22 protein-coding genes are annotated in these 20,916 nt (G+C 70.9%); 13 read left to right on the top strand and 9 right to left on the bottom strand.

Going from position 1 to position 20,916, the window contains the following annotated elements; translation table 11 throughout:
* Positions 1–2: 2 nt before the first annotated feature.
* Positions 3–611 (bottom strand): heme-copper oxidase subunit III, encoded by a 609-nt coding sequence (locus ACFWW9_RS12955; RefSeq protein WP_390375551.1) that lies wholly within the window; start codon positions 609–611, stop codon positions 3–5.
* A 93-nt stretch (positions 612–704) separates the two neighbouring features.
* Here ACFWW9_RS12955 and ACFWW9_RS12950 point away from each other — a divergent pair, with 93 nt between their 5' ends.
* The 4 genes from ACFWW9_RS12950 to ACFWW9_RS12935 all read left to right on the top strand — a co-directional run bounded on the left by ACFWW9_RS12950 (position 705) and on the right by ACFWW9_RS12935 (position 3,477).
* Complete coding sequence (locus ACFWW9_RS12950; protein WP_390375548.1) at positions 705–1,109, top strand: ribonuclease E inhibitor RraB; 405 nt, start codon at positions 705–707, stop codon at positions 1,107–1,109.
* 51 nt (positions 1,110–1,160) lie between these two features.
* A complete protein-coding gene (locus ACFWW9_RS12945) occupies positions 1,161–1,574 on the top strand; it encodes a hypothetical protein (protein ID WP_390375545.1) in 414 nt (137 codons plus the stop codon).
* A gap of 10 nt (positions 1,575–1,584) precedes the next feature.
* Positions 1,585–2,634, top strand: coding sequence for an anthranilate phosphoribosyltransferase (gene trpD / locus ACFWW9_RS12940; RefSeq protein ID WP_390375540.1), 1,050 nt, complete (start codon positions 1,585–1,587; stop codon positions 2,632–2,634).
* A 168-nt stretch (positions 2,635–2,802) separates the two neighbouring features.
* Positions 2,803–3,477: a lysophospholipid acyltransferase family protein gene (locus ACFWW9_RS12935; protein ID WP_390375537.1), complete on the top strand. Its 675-nt coding sequence runs from the start codon at positions 2,803–2,805 to the stop codon at positions 3,475–3,477.
* 72 nt (positions 3,478–3,549) lie between these two features.
* Here the strand turns inward: ACFWW9_RS12935 and ACFWW9_RS12930 are convergent, their stop codons facing one another.
* On the bottom strand, positions 3,550–3,948 hold the full coding sequence (locus tag ACFWW9_RS12930; protein ID WP_390375534.1) for a cytochrome c oxidase subunit 4: 399 nt from the start codon (positions 3,946–3,948) through the stop codon (positions 3,550–3,552).
* 34 nt (positions 3,949–3,982) lie between these two features.
* On the bottom strand, positions 3,983–4,921 hold the full coding sequence (gene coxB, locus ACFWW9_RS12925) for a cytochrome c oxidase subunit II (RefSeq protein WP_390375530.1): 939 nt from the start codon (positions 4,919–4,921) through the stop codon (positions 3,983–3,985).
* A gap of 231 nt (positions 4,922–5,152) precedes the next feature.
* On the opposite strand from coxB, the gene asnB reads away from it, so the two are divergent.
* Positions 5,153–7,081 (top strand): asparagine synthase (glutamine-hydrolyzing), encoded by a 1,929-nt coding sequence (gene asnB / locus ACFWW9_RS12920; protein ID WP_390375527.1) that lies wholly within the window; start codon positions 5,153–5,155, stop codon positions 7,079–7,081.
* Between the two features lie 544 nt (positions 7,082–7,625).
* On the opposite strand, the gene ACFWW9_RS12915 is transcribed toward asnB, so the two are convergent.
* Entirely contained in the window at positions 7,626–9,263 is a 1,638-nt protein-coding gene (locus ACFWW9_RS12915) for an FAD-dependent oxidoreductase (protein WP_390375525.1), read from the bottom strand.
* Between the two features lie 95 nt (positions 9,264–9,358).
* Here ACFWW9_RS12915 and ACFWW9_RS12910 point away from each other — a divergent pair, with 95 nt between their 5' ends.
* Positions 9,359–10,078 (top strand): TetR/AcrR family transcriptional regulator, encoded by a 720-nt coding sequence (locus tag ACFWW9_RS12910; protein ID WP_390375522.1) that lies wholly within the window; start codon positions 9,359–9,361, stop codon positions 10,076–10,078.
* Between the two features lie 93 nt (positions 10,079–10,171).
* Positions 10,172–10,321 (top strand): hypothetical protein, encoded by a 150-nt coding sequence (locus ACFWW9_RS12905; protein WP_390375519.1) that lies wholly within the window; start codon positions 10,172–10,174, stop codon positions 10,319–10,321.
* Between the two features lie 493 nt (positions 10,322–10,814).
* Here ACFWW9_RS12905 and ACFWW9_RS12900 read toward each other — a convergent pair whose 3' ends face one another.
* Together ACFWW9_RS12900 and ACFWW9_RS12895 are read right to left on the bottom strand one after the other, a co-directional pair.
* On the bottom strand, positions 10,815–11,204 hold the full coding sequence (locus tag ACFWW9_RS12900; RefSeq protein WP_259621990.1) for an iron-sulfur cluster assembly accessory protein: 390 nt from the start codon (positions 11,202–11,204) through the stop codon (positions 10,815–10,817).
* A 105-nt stretch (positions 11,205–11,309) separates the two neighbouring features.
* The gene (locus tag ACFWW9_RS12895; protein ID WP_390375515.1) at positions 11,310–12,320 is read right to left on the bottom strand and encodes a glycerate kinase; all 1,011 of its coding nucleotides are present in this window, start codon (positions 12,318–12,320) and stop codon (positions 11,310–11,312) included.
* A gap of 40 nt (positions 12,321–12,360) precedes the next feature.
* Between ACFWW9_RS12895 and ACFWW9_RS12890 the strand changes: the two genes are divergently transcribed.
* Both ACFWW9_RS12890 and ACFWW9_RS12885 read left to right on the top strand, forming a co-directional pair.
* The gene (locus ACFWW9_RS12890) at positions 12,361–13,005 is read left to right on the top strand and encodes a DUF3043 domain-containing protein (RefSeq protein ID WP_390375512.1); all 645 of its coding nucleotides are present in this window, start codon (positions 12,361–12,363) and stop codon (positions 13,003–13,005) included.
* Positions 13,006–13,045: 40 nt separating this feature from the next.
* The gene (locus tag ACFWW9_RS12885) at positions 13,046–14,032 is read left to right on the top strand and encodes an aldo/keto reductase family protein (protein ID WP_390375509.1); all 987 of its coding nucleotides are present in this window, start codon (positions 13,046–13,048) and stop codon (positions 14,030–14,032) included.
* 30 nt (positions 14,033–14,062) lie between these two features.
* On the opposite strand, the gene ACFWW9_RS12880 is transcribed toward ACFWW9_RS12885, so the two are convergent.
* Positions 14,063–14,263 (bottom strand): hypothetical protein, encoded by a 201-nt coding sequence (locus ACFWW9_RS12880; RefSeq protein WP_390375506.1) that lies wholly within the window; start codon positions 14,261–14,263, stop codon positions 14,063–14,065.
* Between the two features lie 71 nt (positions 14,264–14,334).
* Here ACFWW9_RS12880 and ACFWW9_RS12875 point away from each other — a divergent pair, with 71 nt between their 5' ends.
* The 3 genes from ACFWW9_RS12875 to cobS are packed head-to-tail and all read left to right on the top strand — an operon-like array spanning position 14,335 to position 16,672.
* Positions 14,335–14,886 carry a bifunctional adenosylcobinamide kinase/adenosylcobinamide-phosphate guanylyltransferase gene (locus ACFWW9_RS12875; RefSeq protein ID WP_390375503.1) on the top strand — a complete coding sequence of 184 codons (552 nt, stop codon included), beginning with the start codon at positions 14,335–14,337 and terminating at the stop codon, positions 14,884–14,886.
* A 41-nt stretch (positions 14,887–14,927) separates the two neighbouring features.
* Positions 14,928–15,950 (top strand): nicotinate-nucleotide--dimethylbenzimidazole phosphoribosyltransferase, encoded by a 1,023-nt coding sequence (gene cobT, locus ACFWW9_RS12870; protein ID WP_390375746.1) that lies wholly within the window; start codon positions 14,928–14,930, stop codon positions 15,948–15,950.
* Complete coding sequence (cobS, locus tag ACFWW9_RS12865) at positions 15,950–16,672, top strand: adenosylcobinamide-GDP ribazoletransferase (RefSeq protein ID WP_390375500.1); 723 nt, start codon at positions 15,950–15,952, stop codon at positions 16,670–16,672. The genes cobT and cobS overlap by 1 nt, the downstream gene beginning before the upstream one ends.
* A gap of 30 nt (positions 16,673–16,702) precedes the next feature.
* Here cobS and ACFWW9_RS12860 read toward each other — a convergent pair whose 3' ends face one another.
* Both ACFWW9_RS12860 and ACFWW9_RS12855 read right to left on the bottom strand, forming a co-directional pair.
* Positions 16,703–17,803 carry a branched-chain amino acid aminotransferase gene (locus ACFWW9_RS12860; protein ID WP_390375497.1) on the bottom strand — a complete coding sequence of 367 codons (1,101 nt, stop codon included), beginning with the start codon at positions 17,801–17,803 and terminating at the stop codon, positions 16,703–16,705.
* 16 nt (positions 17,804–17,819) lie between these two features.
* On the bottom strand, positions 17,820–19,115 hold the full coding sequence (locus tag ACFWW9_RS12855; RefSeq protein ID WP_390375494.1) for an APC family permease: 1,296 nt from the start codon (positions 19,113–19,115) through the stop codon (positions 17,820–17,822).
* A 196-nt stretch (positions 19,116–19,311) separates the two neighbouring features.
* On the opposite strand from ACFWW9_RS12855, the gene ACFWW9_RS12850 reads away from it, so the two are divergent.
* Positions 19,312–20,808 (top strand): leucyl aminopeptidase, encoded by a 1,497-nt coding sequence (locus ACFWW9_RS12850; RefSeq protein ID WP_390375491.1) that lies wholly within the window; start codon positions 19,312–19,314, stop codon positions 20,806–20,808.
* The last annotated feature ends 108 nt before the right edge of the window (positions 20,809–20,916 follow it).

Genomic DNA, 20,916 nt, shown 5'->3' with positions numbered 1-20,916 from the left:
GGTCAGGGCACGACGTAGATGACGGCGAACAGGCCGATCCAGACGACGTCGACGAAGTGCCAGTAGTACGACACGACGATCGCGGAGGTCGCCTGCGCCGGGGTGAACTTGCTCAGCTTGGTGCGGATGAGCAGGAACCCGAACGCGATCAGGCCGCCGATCACGTGCAGACCGTGGAAGCCGGTGGTGAGGAAGAAGACGGTGCCGAACGCGGACGACGGGATCGTCGTGCCGTGGTGCACCAGCTCGTAGTACTCCCCGGCCTGACCAGCGACGAAGATCGCGCCCATGATCAGCGTCACCACGTACCAGCGGCGCAGACCGAAGACGTCGCCGCGCTCGGCGGCGAACACTCCCCACTGACAGGTGAAGGAGGAGGCGACCAGGATGACCGTGAAGAACAGGGCGTACGGCCTGTTCAGCTCGGTCGGCTCCGGGGGCCAGACACCTTCGTTCTGGGCTTTCACCGTGAAGAACATGGCGAAGAGCCCAGCGAAGAACATGAGCTCGCTGGACAGCCAAACGATCGTGCCGACGCTGACCATGTTCGGGCGGTTCAGCGAGTGCACGCGCTGGCCGGTGGAAGGCGCTGCCGTTGTCACGTGACGCATTATTGCTTGCAGGTTTTCCGTCCGCCCATCGGGTCCAACCGGGGTGAACGGGGGCTCACCGGCTGCCCGGATCACGGAGGGTGAGGGAATCGCATGGCGGTGCTCGGCTGGTTGCGTGAACTGCTGCGGCGGGATCGGGAACCCGAACTCCTGACCGGATCTCCCGGACTGGTCGTGGTGGTCGAGGCGTTCGACCCGGCGGAGGCGGACTCGGCCGCGCTCGCCCGCTCGGAGCGCTGGGACCCGGACCGGCCCGCCGTGCTGCGCCACCACCTCGTCCTCCCCCCTGACCAGGTCGAACGCGCCGCGACGCTGCTCGCGCAGGACGGCTACGAGCTGCGTCCGGTCGACGGTGAACCCGGTCACCTGCACGCCGTGCGGGTGCAGGTGCTGGACGCGCTGCACTGCGCCCAGGAGCGTTCGCGGATGGCGGGCCTCGCCCAGCGGCTGGGCGGTGACGCACCGGGGTGGGATGCGCTGCAACCCGAGCCCGCCTAGGCCGATAGCATCGCCACACCTGGTCACCCGACCCGCCGGAGGATCGTCCACATGAGCACGCCGACCACGAAGATCCTGGTGTTCAGCCACCGCCCCGAGGTGCGTGAGACGATCATCACGGCCGTGGGTCGTCGTCCGGCCCCCGATCTGGGCAAAGTGGACTACATCGAGGCAGGCACGATCGCCGAGGTGCTGTACGAGGTGGACAACGGCAACGCCGACCTCCTCATCCTCGACGGCGAGGCGCAGCCGACCGGTGGCATGGGCCTGTCCCGCCAGCTGAAGAACGAGATCACCGAGTGCCCGCCGATCGTGGTGGCGGTGCGCCGCCGGGACGACCGGTGGCTCGCTACCTGGTCGCAGGCCGACGCGGTGATCGTGCACCCGCTGGACCCGCTGGCCGCCGCCGAGACCGTGGCCGAGGTGCTGCGGACCACGGTGTCGCTGCCCGTCGTGCGCGGCTGAGCGGCAGGCCATGTCCAGAACCTGGCCGTTACTGCTGAACCAGCTCGTCGACCGGGTCGACCTCTCCGCCGAGGACACCGGCTGGGCGATGGACCAGGTCATGACCGGGTCCGCCACGAGCGCCCAGATCGCCGGGTTCGTCGTGGCGCTGCGCGCCAAGGGCGAGACGCCCGAGGAGGTCGACGGCTTCGCCACGATGATGCTGGAGCACGCGCGCCGCTTCACCGTGGACGTGCGGGCCGTCGACATCGTCGGCACCGGCGGCGACAACTCCGGCTCGGTCAACATCTCCACGATGGCCGCGATCGTGACCGCCGCGGCGGGCGTGCCCGTGGTCAAGCACGGCAACCGCGCGGCGTCGTCGAAGTGCGGCACGGCCGACGTGCTGGAAGCGCTGGGCGTGGCGATCGACCTGCCGCCCAAGGGCGTCCAGACGACCGCCGTCGAGCTGGGCGTCGGGTTCTGCTTCGCCCCGATCTTCCACCCCGCCCTGCGCTTCGCGGGCCCCACCCGCGGTGAGCTCGGCATCCCCACGGTGTTCAACCTGCTCGGCCCGCTGACGAACCCCGCGCAACCCGCGGTGGGTCTCGTGGGCTGCGCGCGGGTCAACGCCGCCCCGCTGATCGCGGCCGTGTTCGCCCGGCGCGGCAAGACCGCCCTCGTGGTGCGCGGCGACGACGGCCTGGACGAGATCACCACCACGACCACTACGGCGGTGTGGGTCGCCGACGGCGGCACCGTGCGCACCGACGTGATCGACCCCTCTCGGCTCGGCGTGCGACCCGCGCTGCCCGAGGACCTGCGCGGTGGCGACGCGGCGACGAACGCCGAGGTCGTGCGCGAACTGCTGGCCGGCAAGCCCGGCGCGGTGCGCGACGCCGTCCTGATCAACGCCGCGGGCGCCATCGCCGCCCACCGCGGTCTCTCCGGCGACCTGCACGCCGACCTGGCGGCCGCGCTGGGCGCGGCCGGGGACGCCATCGACTCCGGCTCGGCGGCGGACCTGCTGCGCCGTTGGGCCGCCCGGTCCACGGAGCTGAAGGCCCATCCGGTCGACTGATTGCGCCGTTCGGGGAGTTTGAGGGCCGTTGGCTGAGGTTTCAGTCACTGGTTCACGCACCCGCAACGATGCGGGTTCATGCTGGTACCACGAACGCGATCGGACGCTGTCGGTCGCGTCACCACGCGAGGCCGCTGTCGGCCGAGCCCTCCGAGCGAGCGAGGAGACATGACAGTTCTGTCTGCGATCATGACGCGGGTGGTTTCACCGGTCGCGAGGATGGTCTACCGACCGACAGTCGAGGGCTTGGAGAACATCCCCGGCACAGGACCCGTGATCCTGGCGGCGAACCACCTGTCGTTCGTCGACAGCATGATCATCCCCATCGTGGTGCCCCGGCGGGTCTACTTCCTCGCCAAGGCCGAGTACTTCGAGGGCACGGGCTTCCGCGGGGCGCTGTCGCGCTGGTTCTTCACCGGCATGGGCAACATCCCGGTGCGCCGCGGCCAGGGCCGGTCGGCCCGCGACTCGCTGGACACCGTGATCAAGGTGCTGGCGGACGGCGACGCGTTCGGCATCTACCCCGAGGGCACCCGGTCGTTGGACGGCATGCTGCACCGCGGCCGCACGGGCGTGGCGCGGATCGCGCTGGAGTCCGGCGCGCCGGTCGTGCCGATCGGTCTCGTGGGCACGGACAAGGTGATGGCCGTCGGCCGGAAGATGCCGCGCATCGTGCCGGTGACGGTGCGGTTCGGCAAGCCGCTGGACTTCTCCCGCTACGCGGGCATGCAGGACTCGCTGCCGGTGCTGCGGTCGGTGACCGACCAGATCGTCTACAACATCCTCGAGCTGTCCGGACAGGACTACGTGGACAACTACCAGGCGAGCGCCACGGCCGCCTGAGAGTCCCCTTGAGACGCGAAGAGGGCCACCCCGGACTTCGGGGGTGGCCCTCTTCGTTCGCGCTGGGTGGGACTACTCGTGGTTGGGACCCGTGTGGTACTCGAACACGAGGCCACCGACCATGATCAGGACCAGCACGATCCCGATCACGAGCAGCCAGATGTGCCAGAACGCCAACGCCAGGCCCGCCACGGCGGCCGAGGCGGCGAGACCGATCGGCCAGTAGCTGCCGGGGCTGAAGAAGCCCAGCTCGCCCGCGCCGTCGCTGATCTCCGCGTTGGGGCTGTCCTCCGGGCGCTGCTCGATGCGCCGCGACACGAACCGGAAGTACGTGCCGACGATCAACGCCAGCCCACCGGTCAGGGCCAGGGCGACGATGCCGACCGGCTCGTGCGACCAGACCCCGTAGACCACTGCCATCAGGAACGAGAAGGCGGTGATCAAGTCAAAAATCCGGGCTTCGACCTTCATGGTGTTTCCTCGCTCTCCGCGCTCGCTACCCGGACTACTTCGAGCCGCCGCCGGACGCCTCGCGGGCGGTCCGATCGGTGTTGAAGGGCTCGGTCGTGGTCGAGTGCGGCGTGCACCAGTCGGCGCAGTTCAGCTCGGTGAGCGCCTCGGCGGCCGTGTAGGTCTTGCCGGTCTTCTCGTTGACCTGCTGGCGCAGCTTGATGTACTTGTCGAAGTCCGCCGACTCCAGAGCGCGGACCTCGAAGTTCATCACCGAGTGGTAGGTGCCGCACAGCTCGGCGCAGCGACCCACGAACGAGCCGGGACGGTCGATCCGGTCGATCTGGAAGACGCTGTCCTGGTTGTTCTTGTCCGGCTCCGGGAAGACGTCCCGCTTGAAGTGGAACTCCGGGACGTAGAACGAGTGGATCACGTCGGTCGACTTCAGCGTGAAGCGGATCGACTTGCCCGCGGGCAGCACCAGCAGCGGGACCTCGCCGGAGCTGCCGGTGGTCCGCACGGCCTGCTTCGCCGCGTCCTCGGTCTTGAACTCCGGGTACTGGAACTCCCAGTTCCACTGGAACGCGATCACGTCCACGGTGACGTCAGCCGGCTTCGACTTGTCCGTCACGTAGTTCTGGGTGATCGCCGTGAAGTAGAAGAGAACCGCCACGATGATCGTCGGAACGACGATGAGCACGAGTTCCAACGGCAGGTTGTACGCCGTCTGACGAGGCAGTTCCTCGCTCTTCTTGCGGTGGAACGCGATCGACCACAGGATCAGGCCCCAGACGATCACGCCCACGACCAGCGCGGCGACCACGGACCAGGTCCACAGCTCGCGCATCCTCTCGGCCTGCGGCGTGACGGCCACGGGCCATCCGAAGCGCAGGACCTCTTCCGTGGAGCAACCGGTGGCCCCGATGCCGACCAGGCCGACTAGCCCGGCGACCTTGGCCGTCCGTGCTGCCCTGGTGCCCTCCTTCAGGCCCACTGCTCGCGCCTCCTCAAAGACGGTGCACGGCCCGCGGTGGTGGTCTGCGGGCCGGTGAAAAACACGCTGTCCGACCAAGAGGAAGTCCTGGCCGGGATCATGCGGGAGCGTAGCCCAGCACGGTGAGCGCCACCCCTCGGGGGCAGTGCGCCGTAGTGCAGTTTCGGTCACACCGAGCCACCCCGGCATACTGGTGGCCTTCCTTACGCGACACGAGAGGTGCCGATCGCTGTGTGCGGCTTCGTGGGACTGGTCAGCCCTGACAAGAGCCAAGCGGAGCACGCGCGCCCCGCGGTGGCGGCGGCCCTGCGCTGCCAGCGGCACCGCGGGCCCGACGAGAGCGGGACCTGGCAGGGCGACGAGGTGGTCTGGGGCTTCAACCGCCTGTCGATCATCGACGTCGAGCACTCCCACCAGCCCATGCCGTGGGGTCCGCCGGAGGAGCCGGGTCGGTACACGATCCTGTTCAACGGCGAGATCTACAACTACCTGGAGCTGCGCGCGGAGCTGACCGGCAAGTACGGCGCCCGCTTCGCCACGGACGGCGACACCGAGACCATCGTCGCGGCCTACCACTACCTCGGCCCGGCCGCCGTGGCCCGGTTGCGCGGCATGTTCGCGTTCCTCATCTGGGACTCCCAGCGCAAGGTCGTCTTCGGCGCCAGGGACCCGTTCGGCATCAAGCCGCTGTACTACGCGGTCGGCCCGCACGGCGTCGCCCTCTCCAGCGAGAAGAAGAGCGTCCTCGCCCTCGCGCCGACCATCGGCATCCGGCCGACGCTCGACCGCAAGGCGCTCCAGCACTACCTGATCCTCCAGTACGTGCCCGAGCCCGAGTCGCTGCACGGCGAGATCAGGCGCATCGAGTCCGGCACCTCCTTCACCATCCGCCCCGGCGGCAAGCCGGTGACCGAGCGGTACTTCCCCGCGACGTTCCGCCCGCGCGCCGTACGCGGCGAGTCGGACGAGAACCGCCTGTACGACGAGATCACCGAGGCGCTGCGCGACTCCGTCGCCAAGCACATGCGCGCCGACGTGACCGTCGGCTCCTTCCTGTCGGGCGGCATCGACTCCACGGTCATCGCCGCGCTGGCCAAGGAGCACAACCCGGACCTGATCACCTTCACGACCGGCTTCGAGCGCTCCGGCTTCTCCGAGGTCGACGTCGCCGCCGAGTCGGCCGCCGCCATCGGCGTGAAGCACGTGGTCCGCACGGTGAGCGCCCAGGAGATGATGGACTCCCTGCCGCTCATCACCTGGTACCTGGACGACCCGGTGGCCGACCCGGCACTGGTGCCGCTGTGGTTCATCGCCCGCGAGGCCCGCAAGCACGTCAAGGTCGTGCTCTCGGGCGAAGGCGCGGACGAGCTGTTCGGCGGCTACACCATCTACCGCGAACCGCTCTCCCTCGCCCCGTTCGAGAAGGTCCCCGGCGCCCTGCGCAAGGCCATGGGCAAGGTCTCCACGAAGATCCCGCAGGGCGTCCGCGGCAAGGACCTCCTGCGCCGCGGCGCGCTCACGCTGGAGGAGCGCTACTACGGCAACGCCCGCATCTTCATGGACGACCAGGTCCGCGCGGTCCTGCGCACGTACGACCCGTCCGTGACCCACATGGACGCCACCGCCCAGGCCTACCGCGAGTCGGCGAACTGGGACCCGGTGACCCGCATGCAGCACGTGGACCTCTTCACGTGGCTGCGCGGCGACATCCTGGTCAAGGCCGACAAGGTCACCATGGCCAACTCGTTGGAGTTGCGCGTCCCCTTCCTGGACCCCGAGGTCTTCAAGATCGCCTCGCAGATCCCGTCCGATTTGAAGATCACCAAGGACACGACGAAGTTCGCCCTGCGCAAGGCGATCCGCGACATCATCCCGCCACACGTCCTCAACCGCCGCAAGCTCGGCTTCCCCGTCCCGATCCGCCACTGGCTGAAGGACGAGATGCACGACTGGTCGCTCCAGATCGTCGCCGACTCGCAGACGGACCAGTACATCGACAAGGCGGCGGTCCGCCGCTTCATCGAAGAGCACCGCACCAACGTGCAGGACCACAGCCGCCGCATCTGGGCCCTGCTGGTCTTCATGCTGTGGCACGGCATCTTCGTGGAAGGCCGCATCTCCCCCGTCGTCCCGGAACCGCACTACCCCGTCAAGCTCTGACCCAGCCCCCGAAGACCCCCGACCACCGCACACCCGCGGGCGTCGGGGGTCTTCGTGCGTCGGGCCGCGTTCGCCAGGGCGACCCAGCTCACGCCTCAAGGCAATAGACCGCAGCGACGTAACCGGTTGAGCGTGAACGGCCAAGCCAGCGCTGTCACCGATCACTGGTAGCGGCCGGCCAAGTCTGACCAACACCGCACCGTGGGCAAGCGATGCTGGTCAAGCTCGACCGGCACCACTCACGCCTGCCACCGAGGTCCTCACCAGCTCGGGCAAGGTGCTCCACGCGACCACCGTTGCCTGGTCCCGCGATCGAGATCCAGTGCCCCTTGGCCGGGATCAGGATGATCGGTCGGGTGAACTGGTGGACCGGCTACCTGCGGCGTCCGGCCACACCGGGTGCTCAGGCATGTCACCTGACCGGTGCCTGAAGCGTCCGGCAGCACCGGATGCCCGCGGCTCCCGGCAACACGGGGCGTCTGGCGGTGCCGGGTGCGTGAACCTGTGGCTGGACCGGGTGTCTGGGGGTGTGGCCGGAAGGCGGTCAGGCTGGGACCGCTAGGGCGGCTCGGTCGAGGATTTGGTTCATCACCTCCTCCAGGGTCCTTTCGGGATCAGGGTCGGTTGTGGTGGCTCGCCAGGCGACGAAGCCGTCCGGGCGGACGAGGAGTGCGCCGTGGGGGCCCACGCCCGCGGCGGTTGGCCAAGTGGTGTGCTCGTCCGACGCGTCTCCGTCCGGTGCGAGGCGGAAGGCGCGGACGAGGATGCCGGTTCTGGCGGAGACGGCTTTCGCCGCCGCGCACCACTCCCCCGCTTCCGGGCCCGCGAGCACAGTGAAGGTGCCCGCCGCGAGGTCGACCGTGGACACTTGGTCGCCTTGGTGGCGCAGCCACACGTGGGGGACACGGCTGCCCGGTGAGCCGTCCAGGTCTTGGTCCACGTGTTCGGCGGATGGGAGGTCGGGTCTGGGGTCGACCACGGCCGTCGACCGGTACTGGTAGCCGAAGGTGGTGACGAGCAGGGCTGTCATGCCCACCGCGGCGCGGTCCGCGGCTCTCTCCGGCCGCAGGTCCCAGTGGAGTTCGCGGTGGCGGCCGCGGAGCAGCGCCTGGTCCATTGTGGAGTGGGCCACGGGTTGGCGTTCGGCCTCGTAGGTGTCGAGCAGGGCGGGGCCTGCCTGTCCGTCGAGGACGGCCGCGAGCTTCCAGGCGAGGTTGTGGGCGTCGGCCAAGCCCGTGTTCAGGCCGAAACCACCGGTGGGCGGCACCACGTGCGCGGCGTCGCCGACCAGCAGGACACGGCCGTCGCGGAACCTGGTCGCCACACGCGCGGTCGACTGCCACGGGAGCGCGCCGAGGATCTCCACCTCCACTTCGGACGACCCGATGGCGGCCGACACCAACTCGCGGCACCGGTCGTGGGTGAAGTCGGCCGGTGTCACGCCGTCGGACGCGGCGTACGGGATGTGGAAGATCCAGCGGTCGACGTTGTCGACCGGCATGAGGATGCCCGCCGATCTCGGGTTGTCGATGGTGCACAGGGCGAACCGGAGGTCGCCGACCACTGTGGACAGGTCGGCCCGGAACAGGACGTTGACCATGTGGCCGCCCAGCTCGCCCGGACCGGTGCTGGGGATGCCCAGCAGTCTTCGCACCGTGCTGGACGAGCCGTCGGCGGCCACCACGTACCGGGCTCTGATCTCGCCCGGTTCACCGGTGACCTCGACCACGACACCGGACTCGTCCTGGCGCAGCGCGTGCACCCTGCTGCCGAACTCGACGCTCGCCCCGTGGGCGCGCGCCTCGGACAGCAGCACCGGGTCGATCAGGTCTTGCGGACAGGGCCCGAGCGTGGCCGGACTGATCCGGCCAGCCTCCGATCGCAGGTCGGCCGCATCGCCCCTGCTGGTCACGGTCGCCTGGTCCACCTGCGCCAACGTCGGCGCGGACAGCACCCCCTGGTTGTGCGCCAGCGCCGCCGACAGCTCCGCGAGACGGCCCTCCACGCCCACCTCGCGGAACAGCTCCGCGCTGCGGCCGTTCACCGCGAACGCCCTCGGGTGGCGCGCGGGCCCCGGATGTCGTTCGACCACGAGCGCGCGAACCCCCTGCCTGGCGAGGAACAGCGCGCTCGCCAACCCCACCGTCCCGGCCCCCACCACCAGAACGTCCACCTCACGCATGTCATCCCCCTTCGTTGGGAACAGTGTTCCCGTGCATGGGAACACTGTAGCCGGGGAGTTACCATGGGCGCCACTCCAAATTCCTAGGGAGCAGCGTGAAGATCGACAGGCCCCGCTCGTTCGACCTGGTGTGGACCCGTTCCAGCATCGAGAACCAGCGGTCGAAGCCCACGATGAGCAGCGTCCGGATCGTGGAAGCCGCCCTGCGGATCGCCGACCAGGAGGGGGTCCAGGCGCTGTCGATGCGGCGGCTCGCGACCGAGTTGAGCACGGGGACGACGTCGCTGTACCGGCACGTCGCGGGCAGGGACGACCTGATCGACCTCATGGTCGACTCGGCCTACGGCGAGATCGACCTGCCCGAGCGGCCGAGCGGGCTGTGGCGGGACGACCTCAAGCTCGTGGCGCGGTCGTCGCGGACGATGATGCGGAAGCACCCGTGGCTCGCCACCGAGGTCGCGAGCCGTCCGGCCATCGGCCCGAACGCGCTGCGGCACCTCGACTTCGCGCTCACCGCGGCCGGTGGCGTGAGCCAGGACATCACCGTGGCGTCCGGGTTGCTCGGGGCCGTCGGGAACTACGTGCTGGGGGCGGTCGTCAACGAACTCGCCGAACAGGAAGCCCGCAGGCGCACGGGGCTCACCGAGGAGGAGTGGCGCGCGGCCGTGTCGCCGTACATCGAGGACGTGATGTCGGGCGGGCGCTACCCGGCGGTCAACCGGCGGATCCGGGAGGCCGACGACCTGGACCACGACGCGCAGTTCGACCTGGGACTGGACTGCCTGCTGGACGGGATCGCGGCGCGGGTGGGGTGAGTCACCCGGTCAGAGACTACCGTTTGGTAGGGCTATCGCAGGTCAGAGCCCACGTCCTACGGTCGAGGGGTGACTACACCCGAAGCTGCGACCATGACGGAACTGATCGAGGACTGCGCCGGGATCCCGCGCTCGATCACGCACGCGGAACGCCCGCTGCCCACGCCTCGCGCCGCTGCCGAGTGGCGGGTCGACGAGACGACTGCGCGGCGGTTCGAGGGACTCAACGACTACGGCGTCTGACGCCGGGGCACGACGTGTAGGGCGGCCTGGGTGGCCCCCCAAGATCAACGCTAGCGATGGGGTCCGACATTTTCGGGGCCTTCGCGGGCGGATGGTCGGGGGTGCGCTCGATCGGGTGACAGGCCGGGTGTGCGGTGGGTGCGCTGGACGCCGACTGGCGCTTGAGGGCGCGGAGCGGGTGGCCGAGGCCGGGACGAGCGAGCTACCAGGACGAGCGGCCTCGTCTGGAGCGCTCGAACCCGGTGCTGGGGCGAGCAGAACCCAGGACCGAGCGAGTAGGCGGACGCCCAGGACCGACGAACGCAGAAACCAGCGAACAGATGCGGAACCGGCGAGCGGACGCCCGAGCGGACCAATGACCCGTGCTAGCGGGAAGGCGCTTGCACCACTCGGGTGGGGGTCGACTGCTTGGGGTGAGGGGCTGCGGAGCAACAAGGTCCGGGTACGCGAAAGGCGGCCGACCCCGGTGGGGTGGCCGCCTTTCGCGGTGGGACTAGTGGAACGAGTCGCCGCAGGCGCAGGAGCCGCCCGCGTTCGGGTTCTCGATCGTGAAGCCCTGCTTCTCGATGGTGTCGACGAAGTCGATGACCGCGCCCTCGACGTACGGCGCGCTCATGCGGTCGACGGCGACCTTCATGCCGCCGAAGTCGCGGACGGCGTCGCCGTCCAGGCTGCGCTCGTCGAAGAACAACTGGTAGCGGAGACCCGCGCAACCGCCGGGCTGGACGGCGATGCGCAGGTGCATGTCGTCGCGGCCCTCCTGGTCGAGGAGCGCCTTCGCCTTCGCGGCCGCCTGGTCGGTGAGCGTCACGCCGTGCGTGGGCGCTTCAGGAGCCGGTGCGGCAGCTTCGGTGGAGGCGGCTGCGTCCTGAGCGGTGGTCATAGCTCTCCCTCAGAGGTCGAAACGGGCGGTCAGCCCTGACAACACGGGCGGTACCCGCTTTGTTCCTTCCACCCATGGTGGCACAGGACGCCGACAAGTCGGGCGTCACCGTGACCACTGTCCCGCCACCTGGGCCGCGAGCGCGCCCAGGGTTCCGGCGGGGTCGGCCATGGCGGCTTCGACGGAACCCGCGTGGTCGGCCACGGCGTAGGAGTCGGTAATGCCTGCTGAGCCCGCTTCCCGACGGCCCACGCTCACCTGGCCCGCCAGCACCAGGCACGGAATGCCGCGGGCCGACGCACCGGACGCCACCGCGGTGACGAGCTTTCCCCGGAGCGACTGCCAGTCGAAGCTGCCCTCACCGGTGATGGCCAGGTCGGCGACCGCGAGGGCGTCGTCGAGGCCGGTGAGCGCGCGGACCAGTCCGGCGCCGGACTCGACGGTCGCGCCCAGCGCGAGCAGGGCGGCTCCCAGACCACCGGCGGCTCCGGCTCCGGGCAGGTCACGGACGTCGCGGAGGCGGTCCATGGCCGCGAGCCGAGCCTCCAGGCGGGCCACGGCCTCGGGGGAAGCGCCCTTTTGCGGACCGAACGTGACCGCCGCGCCGTGCGGGCCGAGCAGCGGGTTCTCCACGTCGGACGCGGCGATCAGCCGGACCGTGACGTCCGTCACCACGGACAGCAGGCCCTCGCCGCCGTCGGTGGTGCCCGAGCCGCCGAGGCCGACCACGATCGTGTGAGCGCCCGCCGACGACGCGGCGAGCACGAGGTCGCCGACGCCTCGCGTGGTGGCGCGCTCGCACCACTCGGCGCGCTGGTCGCGCGGCACGAGGTGCAGGCCGCACGCCTCCGCGGACTCGACGTAGGCGGTACCGTCGTGCAGCAGCCACCGGGCGGTCACGGGCGTGCCGAGCGGACCGGTGACCTCGGTGGAGCGCAGGTCACCGCCCAGCGCGGCGTGCAGGACGTCGACGAATCCGGGGCCGCCGTCGGCCAGCGGCCGCAGCAGGAGTTCGTCGCCGGGCGCGGTCGAACGCCAGCCGAGGGCGATCGCCTCGGCCGCCTCACCCGCCGTCAGGGTTCCGCCGAAGCAGTCGGGAGCTACCAGTACGCGCACCTCGCGCAGGGTACGGAAGGCATTGTCATACCCTTGTCGGGTGAGGTTCCTGCGCCGCAGCTCCGACGAGACCACCGCCACCGTTGACGACACCGTGCCGGAGGTGGCCGCCGACGACGTGGACAAGAGCCGCACGCCGGGCAAGGGACGTCCCACCCCGAAGCGCCGCGAGGCGCAGGGCAGGCGGACCGGCCCCGTGCCGCCGCCTCCCCGCACGCAGCGCGAGGCGCTCAAGCGCGCCCGCAGCACCAAGAGCACGCAGACCAAGGAAGAGCGCCGCGCCGCCTCGGCCGACCGCCGGGCGAAGATGCTCGCGGGCGACGAGAAGTACCTGCTGCCGCGCGACCGCGGCCCGGTGAAGGCCTACATCCGCGACCTCGTGGACGCGCGCCGCAACCTCATGGGCCTGTTCATGCCGTTGGCGATCATCGTGTTCGTGGCGCTGCTGACGCCGTTGGTCGTCGTGCAGCAGTACGCGACCCTGGTGACGACGTTCATGCTGCTGGCGATGGTGCTGGAAGGCATCGTGCTCGGCCGCATCGTCACGAAGAAGGTGCGCGCGAAGTTCCCGACCGAGCCGATCCGCGGGCTGTCGATCGGCTGGTACTCGTTCATCCGGGCCAGCCAGCTGCGCAAGCTGCGCGTCCCGAAGCCGCGTGTCTCGCCTGGTGACACCATCAAGTAACCCTTAGCAAGACAAACGATGCGGTACTAGGCTCGGAACCATGGAGTTCCGACGCCTCGGCCGCAGCGGCCTGAACATCAGTGAAATCTCCTACGGCAACTGGCTCACCCACGGGTCCCAGGTGGAAGAGGAGCAGGCGCACGCGTGCGTGCGGGCCGCGCTCGACGCCGGGATCACGACGTTCGACACCGCCGACGTCTACGCCAACACCAAGGCGGAGTCGGTGCTGGGGCGCGCGCTCGCGGGTGAGCGCCGCGAGTCGTTGGAGATCTTCACCAAGGTCTTCTGGCCGACCGGGCCCGGTGGGCCGAACGACCGCGGCCTGGGGCGCAAGCACGTCATCGAGTCGGCGAACGCCTCGTTGAAGCGGCTCCAGACCGACTACGTGGACCTCTACCAGGCGCACCGGTTCGACCGGTCCGTGCCGCTGGAGGAGACCATGCTGGCGTTCGCGGAACTCGTGCGGCAGGGCAAGGCGCTCTACATCGGCGTGTCGGAGTGGAACGCCGAGCAGATCACCCGCGGCGCCGCGCTGGCCCGTGAGCTGAACGTGCCGTTCATCTCGAACCAGCCGCAGTACTCGATGCTGTGGCGGGTGATCGAGTCGCAGGTCGTGCCCGCGTCCGAGCGCGAGGGCCTGAGCCAGATCGTGTTCTCGCCGATCGCTCAGGGCGTCCTGACCGGCAAGTACACGCCGGGTGGCGAGCTGCCCGCCGGGTCGCGGGCCACCGACGACCGCGGGTCGCAGATGATCTCGCGCTGGATGCGGGACGACGTGCTCACGAAGGTGCAGGAGCTCAAGCCCCTCGCCGACGAGGCCGGTCTCACGCTGTCGCAGCTCGCGGTGGCGTGGGTGTTGCAGAACCCGAACGTCGCGAGCGCGATCACCGGCGCTTCCCGGCCGGAGCAGGTGCACGAGAACGTGAAGGCCGCAGGCGTGAAGCTGGAGGCCGAACTGCTGGAGAAGATCGACAAGGTGCTCGAGGGCGTGGCGGAGACCGACCCGCGGCTCACCGTGGTGGCGTAGGTGGACGGGCCCCGCGAACGGCGGGGCCCTCTACTCCGCGGGCGCCAGCGACATCGGCCCGTAGACCTCGGCCTCGCTGCGCAGCAGCGTCACCGACGTGATGCCCGCCTCGGACAGCTCCTGCCACTGCGCGCTGAACCAGTCCTCGGCGTCGTTCTGGTCGGCGAAGGTCTCGGCGGGACCGTCGACCTCGCGGCCCTGCGCGTCCTGGTAGCGCCACCGGTAGTCCACGACGGCCTCCTCGGGATGTCCTCCGGGTAACGTTCCAGGTCAGGCTAAGCGATCGGCGGACGGAGATCGGTGTGACGCGGCGGACACTCGTGCTCGGCGGCACCCGTTCCGGGAAGTCGGCGCACGCCGAAGGCCTGCTCACGGAGGCCGCCGTGACGTACGTGGCGACTGCTCGCCGTTATCCGGGGGACGACGACTGGGACCGGCGGATCGCCCGGCACGTCGAGCGCAGGCCCGGCACGTGGACCACGGTCGAGTCGCCGGACCTGCCGCGGCTCCTCGGCACGGCCGAGGCCACCGACCCCCCGCTGCTCGTCGACGACGTCGCCACGTGGCTCACGGGCGTGCTGGACGACGCGAACGCGTGGGAGGGCGAAGGCGCGGACGACGTCGAACTCGCGTGCAAGGAGTTGGTCATCGCGACGGGGCTGTGCCGGGCGCGGCTGGTGCTGGTGTCGGCCGAGGTCGGCCTCGGCGTCGTGCCGTCCACCCGCTCTGGCAGGCTCTTCCGTGATCACCTCGGTTCGCTCAACGCGCGGCTGGCCGAGGTGTGCGACGAGGTGCTGCTGCTCGTCGCGGGAATCCCACTGACACTGCGCGAAGCCGGAGGTACTGGGCCGTGAGCACCACCGAGGACGAGGACCCGGACTTCATCTTCCCGCCCGTGGACGCCCCTCGCGAGCAGGTGCTGCTCCAGGCGCTGGCCCGGCTGGACCAGCTCACGAAGCCGGTCGGCTCGCTCGGCAAGCTGGAGGGCGTCGCCGCGTGGGTGGCGTCGTGCCAGGGCGTCTGCCCGCCGCGGCCGTTCACCCGGCCGCGGGTCGTGGTGTTCGCGGGCGACCACGGGATCGCCAAGCACGGCGTGTCGGCCTACCCCAGCGAGGTCACCGCGCAGATGGTCGCGAACTTCCTCACGGGCGGCGCGGCGGTGAACGTGCTGGCCACGGCCGCGGGCGCGACCGTGCGGGTGGTCGACATGGCCGTCGACGGCGACACCGCGGACGTCGTGAGCGCGTTCAAGGTGCGCAAGGGCTCCGGGTCGATCGACCGCGAGGACGCGCTGACCCGCGAGGAGGCCATCGCGGCGATCACCGCGGGCATGACGATCGCCGACGAGGAGGTCGACGGCGGCGCGGACCTGCTGATCGCGGGCGACATGGGCATCGGCAACACGACCCCGGCGGCGGTGCTGATCGCGTCGCTCACCGGGTCCGAGCCGGTGAGCGTGGTCGGGCGCGGCACGGGCATCGACGACGCGACCTGGATGCGCAAGACGGCCGCGATCCGCGACGCGATGCGCCGGGCCCGCAAGCAGATCAGCGACCCGGTGGCGCTGCTGGCGACCGCGGGCGGCGCGGACATCGCCGCCATGGTCGGCTTCCTCGCGCAGGCCTCGTTCCGCGGGATCCCGGTCATCCTCGACGGCGTGGTGGTCGGCGCGGCGGCGATCGTGGCCGAGGAGCTGGCTCCGGGCGCCCGCGAGTGGTGGAAGGCCGGGCACCGCTCGGCCGAGCCGTCGCACGCGCTGGCGCTGGGCCACCTCGGGCTGGAGCCGCTGCTGGAGTTCGACATGCGGCTCGGCGAGGGCACCGGCGCGGTGACCGCGCTGCCGCTGGTGATGATGGCCACGAGGGTGCTCGCGGAGATGGCGACCTTCGACAGCGCGGGCGTCTCGGGCCGGGAGTAGTGCACGGCGTCCGGCTGGCCCTCTCCTGGCTCACGGTGCTGCCGGTGCGGTCCGACGTGGTCGACGCGCGGGTCGCGAGGCACGCCATCGCGCTCGCCCCGCTGGTGGGCGTGCTCCTGGGCGGTGTCACGGCCGCGGTGCTCCACGGCTTGGCGTGGCTGCACGCGCCGTCGATGCTGGCCGGGCTGCTGGCCGTGGGCCTGCTCGCGCTGGGCACGCGGGGCATGCACCTGGACGGGTTGGCGGACACCGCCGACGGGCTGGGCTGCTACGGGCCGCCGGAGCGGGCGCTGGCCGTGATGAAGGACGGCGGCGCGGGCCCGTTCGCGGTGGTCACGCTCATCGTGGTGCTGGGCGCGCAGGCGTCGGCGTTCGGCGCGGTGCCGTGGGGCGCGGTGGTCGTGGCGCTGGCGGCGGGGCGGGCGGCGTTCGCGGTCTGCTGCCTCAAGGGCGTGCCCGCGGCCCGACCGGAAGGGCTCGGCGCGCTGGTCGCGGGCAGCCAGTCGTGGCCGGTGGTGGCGCTCTGGTGGGTCGTGCTGGCGGCGGCGAGCTTCCTCGTCGTGCCGCACGGCCCGATCGTGGTCGCGGTGGCGCTCGGCGGCGTGCTGCTGCTCGTGCGGCACACCCGCAAGCGGTTCGGCGGCATCACCGGGGACGTGCTCGGCGCGGCCTGCGAACTGGCCACGCTGGTCGTGCTGGTCGGCTGCGCGCTGGGGCGGTGAGGGCCCCCGCGCGGAGGCCCCCACCGGTGCTCAGACGAGCTTCGTCATCCAGCCGTGCGTGTCCTCGACCGTGCCGTGCTGGAGGCCGGTCAGCCGCTCGCGCAGCCTCTTGGTCACCTCGCCGGTCTCGCCGCCGGAGACGCTGAACTCGCCCTCGGCGTGCTTCACGTGGCCGACCGGCGTGATCACCGCGGCGGTGCCGCAGGCGAACACCTCGGTCAGCTCGCCGGACTCGGCCTTCTTCTCCCACTCCTCGGTGGAGATGCGCCGCTCCTCGACCGCGTAACCGAGGTCGGCGGCCATCGCCAGCAGCGAGTCGCGGGTGATGCCGGGCAGCAGCGCGCCGCTCAGCTCGGGCGTGACGACGCGGGCCTCGGACCCGGAGCCGAGGACGAAGAACAGGTTCATCCCGCCCATCTCCTCGACCCACCGGCGCTCCACGGCGTCGAGCCACACGACCTGGTCGCAGCCCTTCTCGGCCGCCTGTGCCTGCGCGACCAGCGACGCGGCGTAGTTGCCCGCGAACTTGGCCGCGCCCGTGCCGCCGGGGGCCGCGCGGACGTACTCGGTCGACAGCCACACGCTCACCGGCTTCACGCCGCCGGGGAAGTACATGCCCGCGGGGGACGCGATCAGCGCGTAGAGGTACTCGCTGGAGGGGCGGACGCCGAGGCCGACCTCGCTGGAGATCATGAACGGCCGCAGGTAGAGGGACTCCTCGGCGGCCGAGGGCACCCAGCGCTCGTCGATGGCGACGAGCTGCCGGATCGACTCCAGGAACAGCTCGTCCGGGAGTTCGGGCATCGCGATCCGCTGCGCCGACAGGCGGAAGCGGGCGGCGTTCGCCTCGGGGCGGAAGGACGCGATCGACCCGTCGGGCCTGCGGTAGGCCTTGAGCCCTTCGAAGATCGCCTGGCCGTAGTGCAGCACCATCGAGGCGGGGTCGAGCTCCAGCGAGTGGTAGGGCTCGACGGCCGGGGAGTGCCAGCCCTGCTCGCGGTTCCAGCGGATCGTCACCATGTGGTCGGTGAAGTGCTGGCCGAAGCCCGGCTTCGCCAGTACCTCCGCTACGCGTTCCGGGGTGGCCGGCTGCGGGGTGGAGGTCACGGTGAAAGGCAACGCTGTCGTCATGGGTAGACGATAAGGCCTAGTCTTGCTTCAGAAAATCGCCGTCCCGAGAATCGGACATCCGACTTTCCGCAGGCGGGAGCGATCGGGCCCGTAACCGGGCTCCGAGACCGGAGCACAACCCCAGCAGAGCTGCGCCCACCGCCATCGTGATCACGGTCGTGAGCAGGGCGTCCACGGGTGCGCTCATGGCCAGCAGCACCGAGAGCCCGAGCCCGAAGCACGCCGTGCGCATCGGCCACGTGCGGTCCTCCTGGAGGAGCAGCCGGGCCGACGCGTTCGTGAAAGCGTAGTAGAACAGGGTGCCGCACGCGCCGAGCGCCAGCGCCGTCGGCGGAGGGACCACCACCAGCACCACGACGGCGGCCAGGCAGCCGACCACGTCCAGCGGCCACGACGGGGCGAGGCGCGCGGGCAGGTCGCCGGTCGCGGCCAGCGCGCCGAGCGTCCGGCGCAGGCCGCCGAGCACGGACGTGAGGACGGTGACCGCGGCGACCATCGCGGCGAACCCGACCAGGGGCACGAGCCACTCGCCGTCCGCGGCGAGCAGCGCGTCCCGCAGCGGCGCGGACGACAGGGCGAGCCGCGCCGCGCCGAGCTGGTGCTCGACGGCGGCGGCGACCGTGAGCGTGACGCCGAGCGAGAGGGCGATGAGCAGCGGGATCGCCCAGCGCAGGGTCCGGTCGGAGTGGACGGGGTCGTCGCGCAGCGGGGCGGTGATCCGCTCGAACCCGGTGAACGCGACGAACATGATCGCGGCCACGCCCATGAACGCGGTGAAGCCGTCGTCCGCGACGGGCGCGTCGGGCGCCGGGGGCGGGGCGACGCCGAAGCACGCGACCACGACCAGCGCCAACGGGACCAGCACGACCCCGGCGACGAGCGCGAGGACGCGGCCGCTCCAGCGCACGCCCGTGGCGCTGAGCACTCCCGCGCAGCCGAGCACGAGCAGCGCGACGAGCGTGCGGTTCTCCGGGAACACGTACGTCGCGACCATCCCGGCCAGCGCGGCGGCGACGGCGGCGCGGCCGAGGACGTACGCGCTCGCGCCCAGGCGGGCGGGCCACGGGCCGAGCTGGGTGCGGATGAAGTCGTAGCCACCGCGCGCCGACGGGTACGTGCGCGACTGGTCCGCTGTGGAGAACGCGCTGCAGAGCGCGGCGAGAGCGGCGACAATGGTGGCGGGGATGAGCCACCGGCCCGCGGCGGAGGCTGCCGGGGCGAGGCCGATGAAGACACCGGCGCCGGTGGTGGACGTGAGCCCGAGCACCACGGCTCTCGGCACCGCCGAGCGGCCATGAGGCGATTGCGTCACGCGTACACACTGGCAGATGGCCCGCCGGGATCGGAACCACCCGACGACGGTCACACGATCGTGTTAATTGTTACTCCGCGCAATCGACGGTGCCGTCGACAGTGGAGGTCCCCAGCCCTTTAGCATCCTTCAGGATCCACCCTCGTTCCCGCCGCACAGCTCAGTAGTGCCGGGAGGAATCGCCAAGGAGCACTACGTGACAGGGCCGAAGCTGGCGCTTACTGACAGTGACCTCACCACCCTTGCCGCGGACGTCGTCGTGGTGGGCACAGTGCAGGGTCCGGACGGCCTCGCGCTGGCCGACGGCGGCGCCGCCGTCGACGCCGCGTTCGAGGGCGGGCTGGTCTCCCTGCTCGACACCCTCGGCGCGAAGGGCAAGGCCGAGGAGGTCGTCAAGCTGCCGACGCTCGGCAAGCTCGCCGCGCCGCTGCTGATCGCGGTCGGCCTCGGCAAGCCGGACGCCGACGGCGCCATCACCGAGGAGCAGGTCCGCCGCGCCGCGGGCGCAGCCGCCCGTTCGCTGAGCGGCCGCAAGCGCGCCGTGACAACGCTGTCCGCCGTCCACCTCGGAGCGACCGTCGAGGGCACGCTGCTCGGCGGCTACGGCTTCACGACCTACAAGTCCGAGGCGGGCGACGGTCCGCTCGGCAAGCTCGACCTGGTCGCCCCCGCGACCGGCGCGCTCAAGGACCACCGCGCCGCGCTGAAGGCGGCCACGGCCATCGCCGAGGCCGTCACCACGACGCGCGACCTGGTCAACACGCCGCCGAACGACCTGTTCCCGGCCTCGTTCGCCGACCGCGCCGCGACCCTCGGCAAGGCCGTCGGCCTCGACGTCGAGGTGTTCGACGAGAAGGCCCTCCGCAAGGCGGGCTACGGCGGCATCCTGGGCGTCGGCATGGGCTCGTCCCGCCCGCCGCGCCTGGTCCGCCTCACCTACGTCGGCCCGAAGGCGACCAAGAAGGTCGCGCTGGTCGGCAAGGGCATCACGTTCGACACTGGCGGCATCTCGATCAAGCCCGCCGCAGGCATGGACGAGATGACCTCGGACATGGGCGGCGCCGCCGCGATCGTCGCGACGATGGTCCTGGCCGCGAAGCTCAAGTACCCGCTGGAGATCACCGCGTGGGTGCCCATGGCGGAGAACATGCCGTCCGGCGCGGCCTACCGCCCCGGCGACGTCCTCACCATGTACGGCGGCAAGACCGTCGAGGTCCTCAACACCGACGCCGAGGGCCGCTTGATCCTCTCCGACGCCATCGCGCGCGCCTGCGAGGACAACCCGGACTACCTCATCGAGACGTCCACGCTGACCGGCGCGGCCGTCGTGGCGCTCGGCAAGAAGACCGCGGGCGTCATGGGTTCGGACGAGTTCCGCGACCGCGTCGCCGCCGCGGGCCGCGCGGTGGGCGAGAACGCCTGGGCCATGCCGCTCCCCGAGGAGCTGCGCGCCGACCTCGACTCCCGCCTCGCCGACCTGGCGAACGTCATGGGCCACCGCTGGGGCGGCATGCTCGCCGCGGGCATCTTCCTCCGCGAGTTCGTCACCGAGGGCGTCCAGTGGGCCCACATCGACATCGCGGGCCCCTCCTGGCACTCCGGCGGCCCAACGGGCTACACCACCAAGGGCAGCACCGGCGTCCCCGTCCGCACCCTGGCGGCAGTACTGGCCGACATCGCCGCCAACGGCTGATAGCGGAACAAAGGTGAGCCCCGGCGCATCAGCGGCCGGGGCTCACCTTTTTCGTATTCACGTTCCCACCAGGGTGACTACCGCGCGAGGCCGCGTCGGTAGGTCGGG

The sequence above is a fragment of the Umezawaea sp. NPDC059074 genome (assembly GCF_042738955.1).
Lineage (GTDB): Bacteria > Actinomycetota > Actinomycetes > Mycobacteriales > Pseudonocardiaceae > Umezawaea.
Note: the sequence above shows the minus strand (reverse complement) of the source record. Positions and strands in the feature narration are given on the sequence as shown.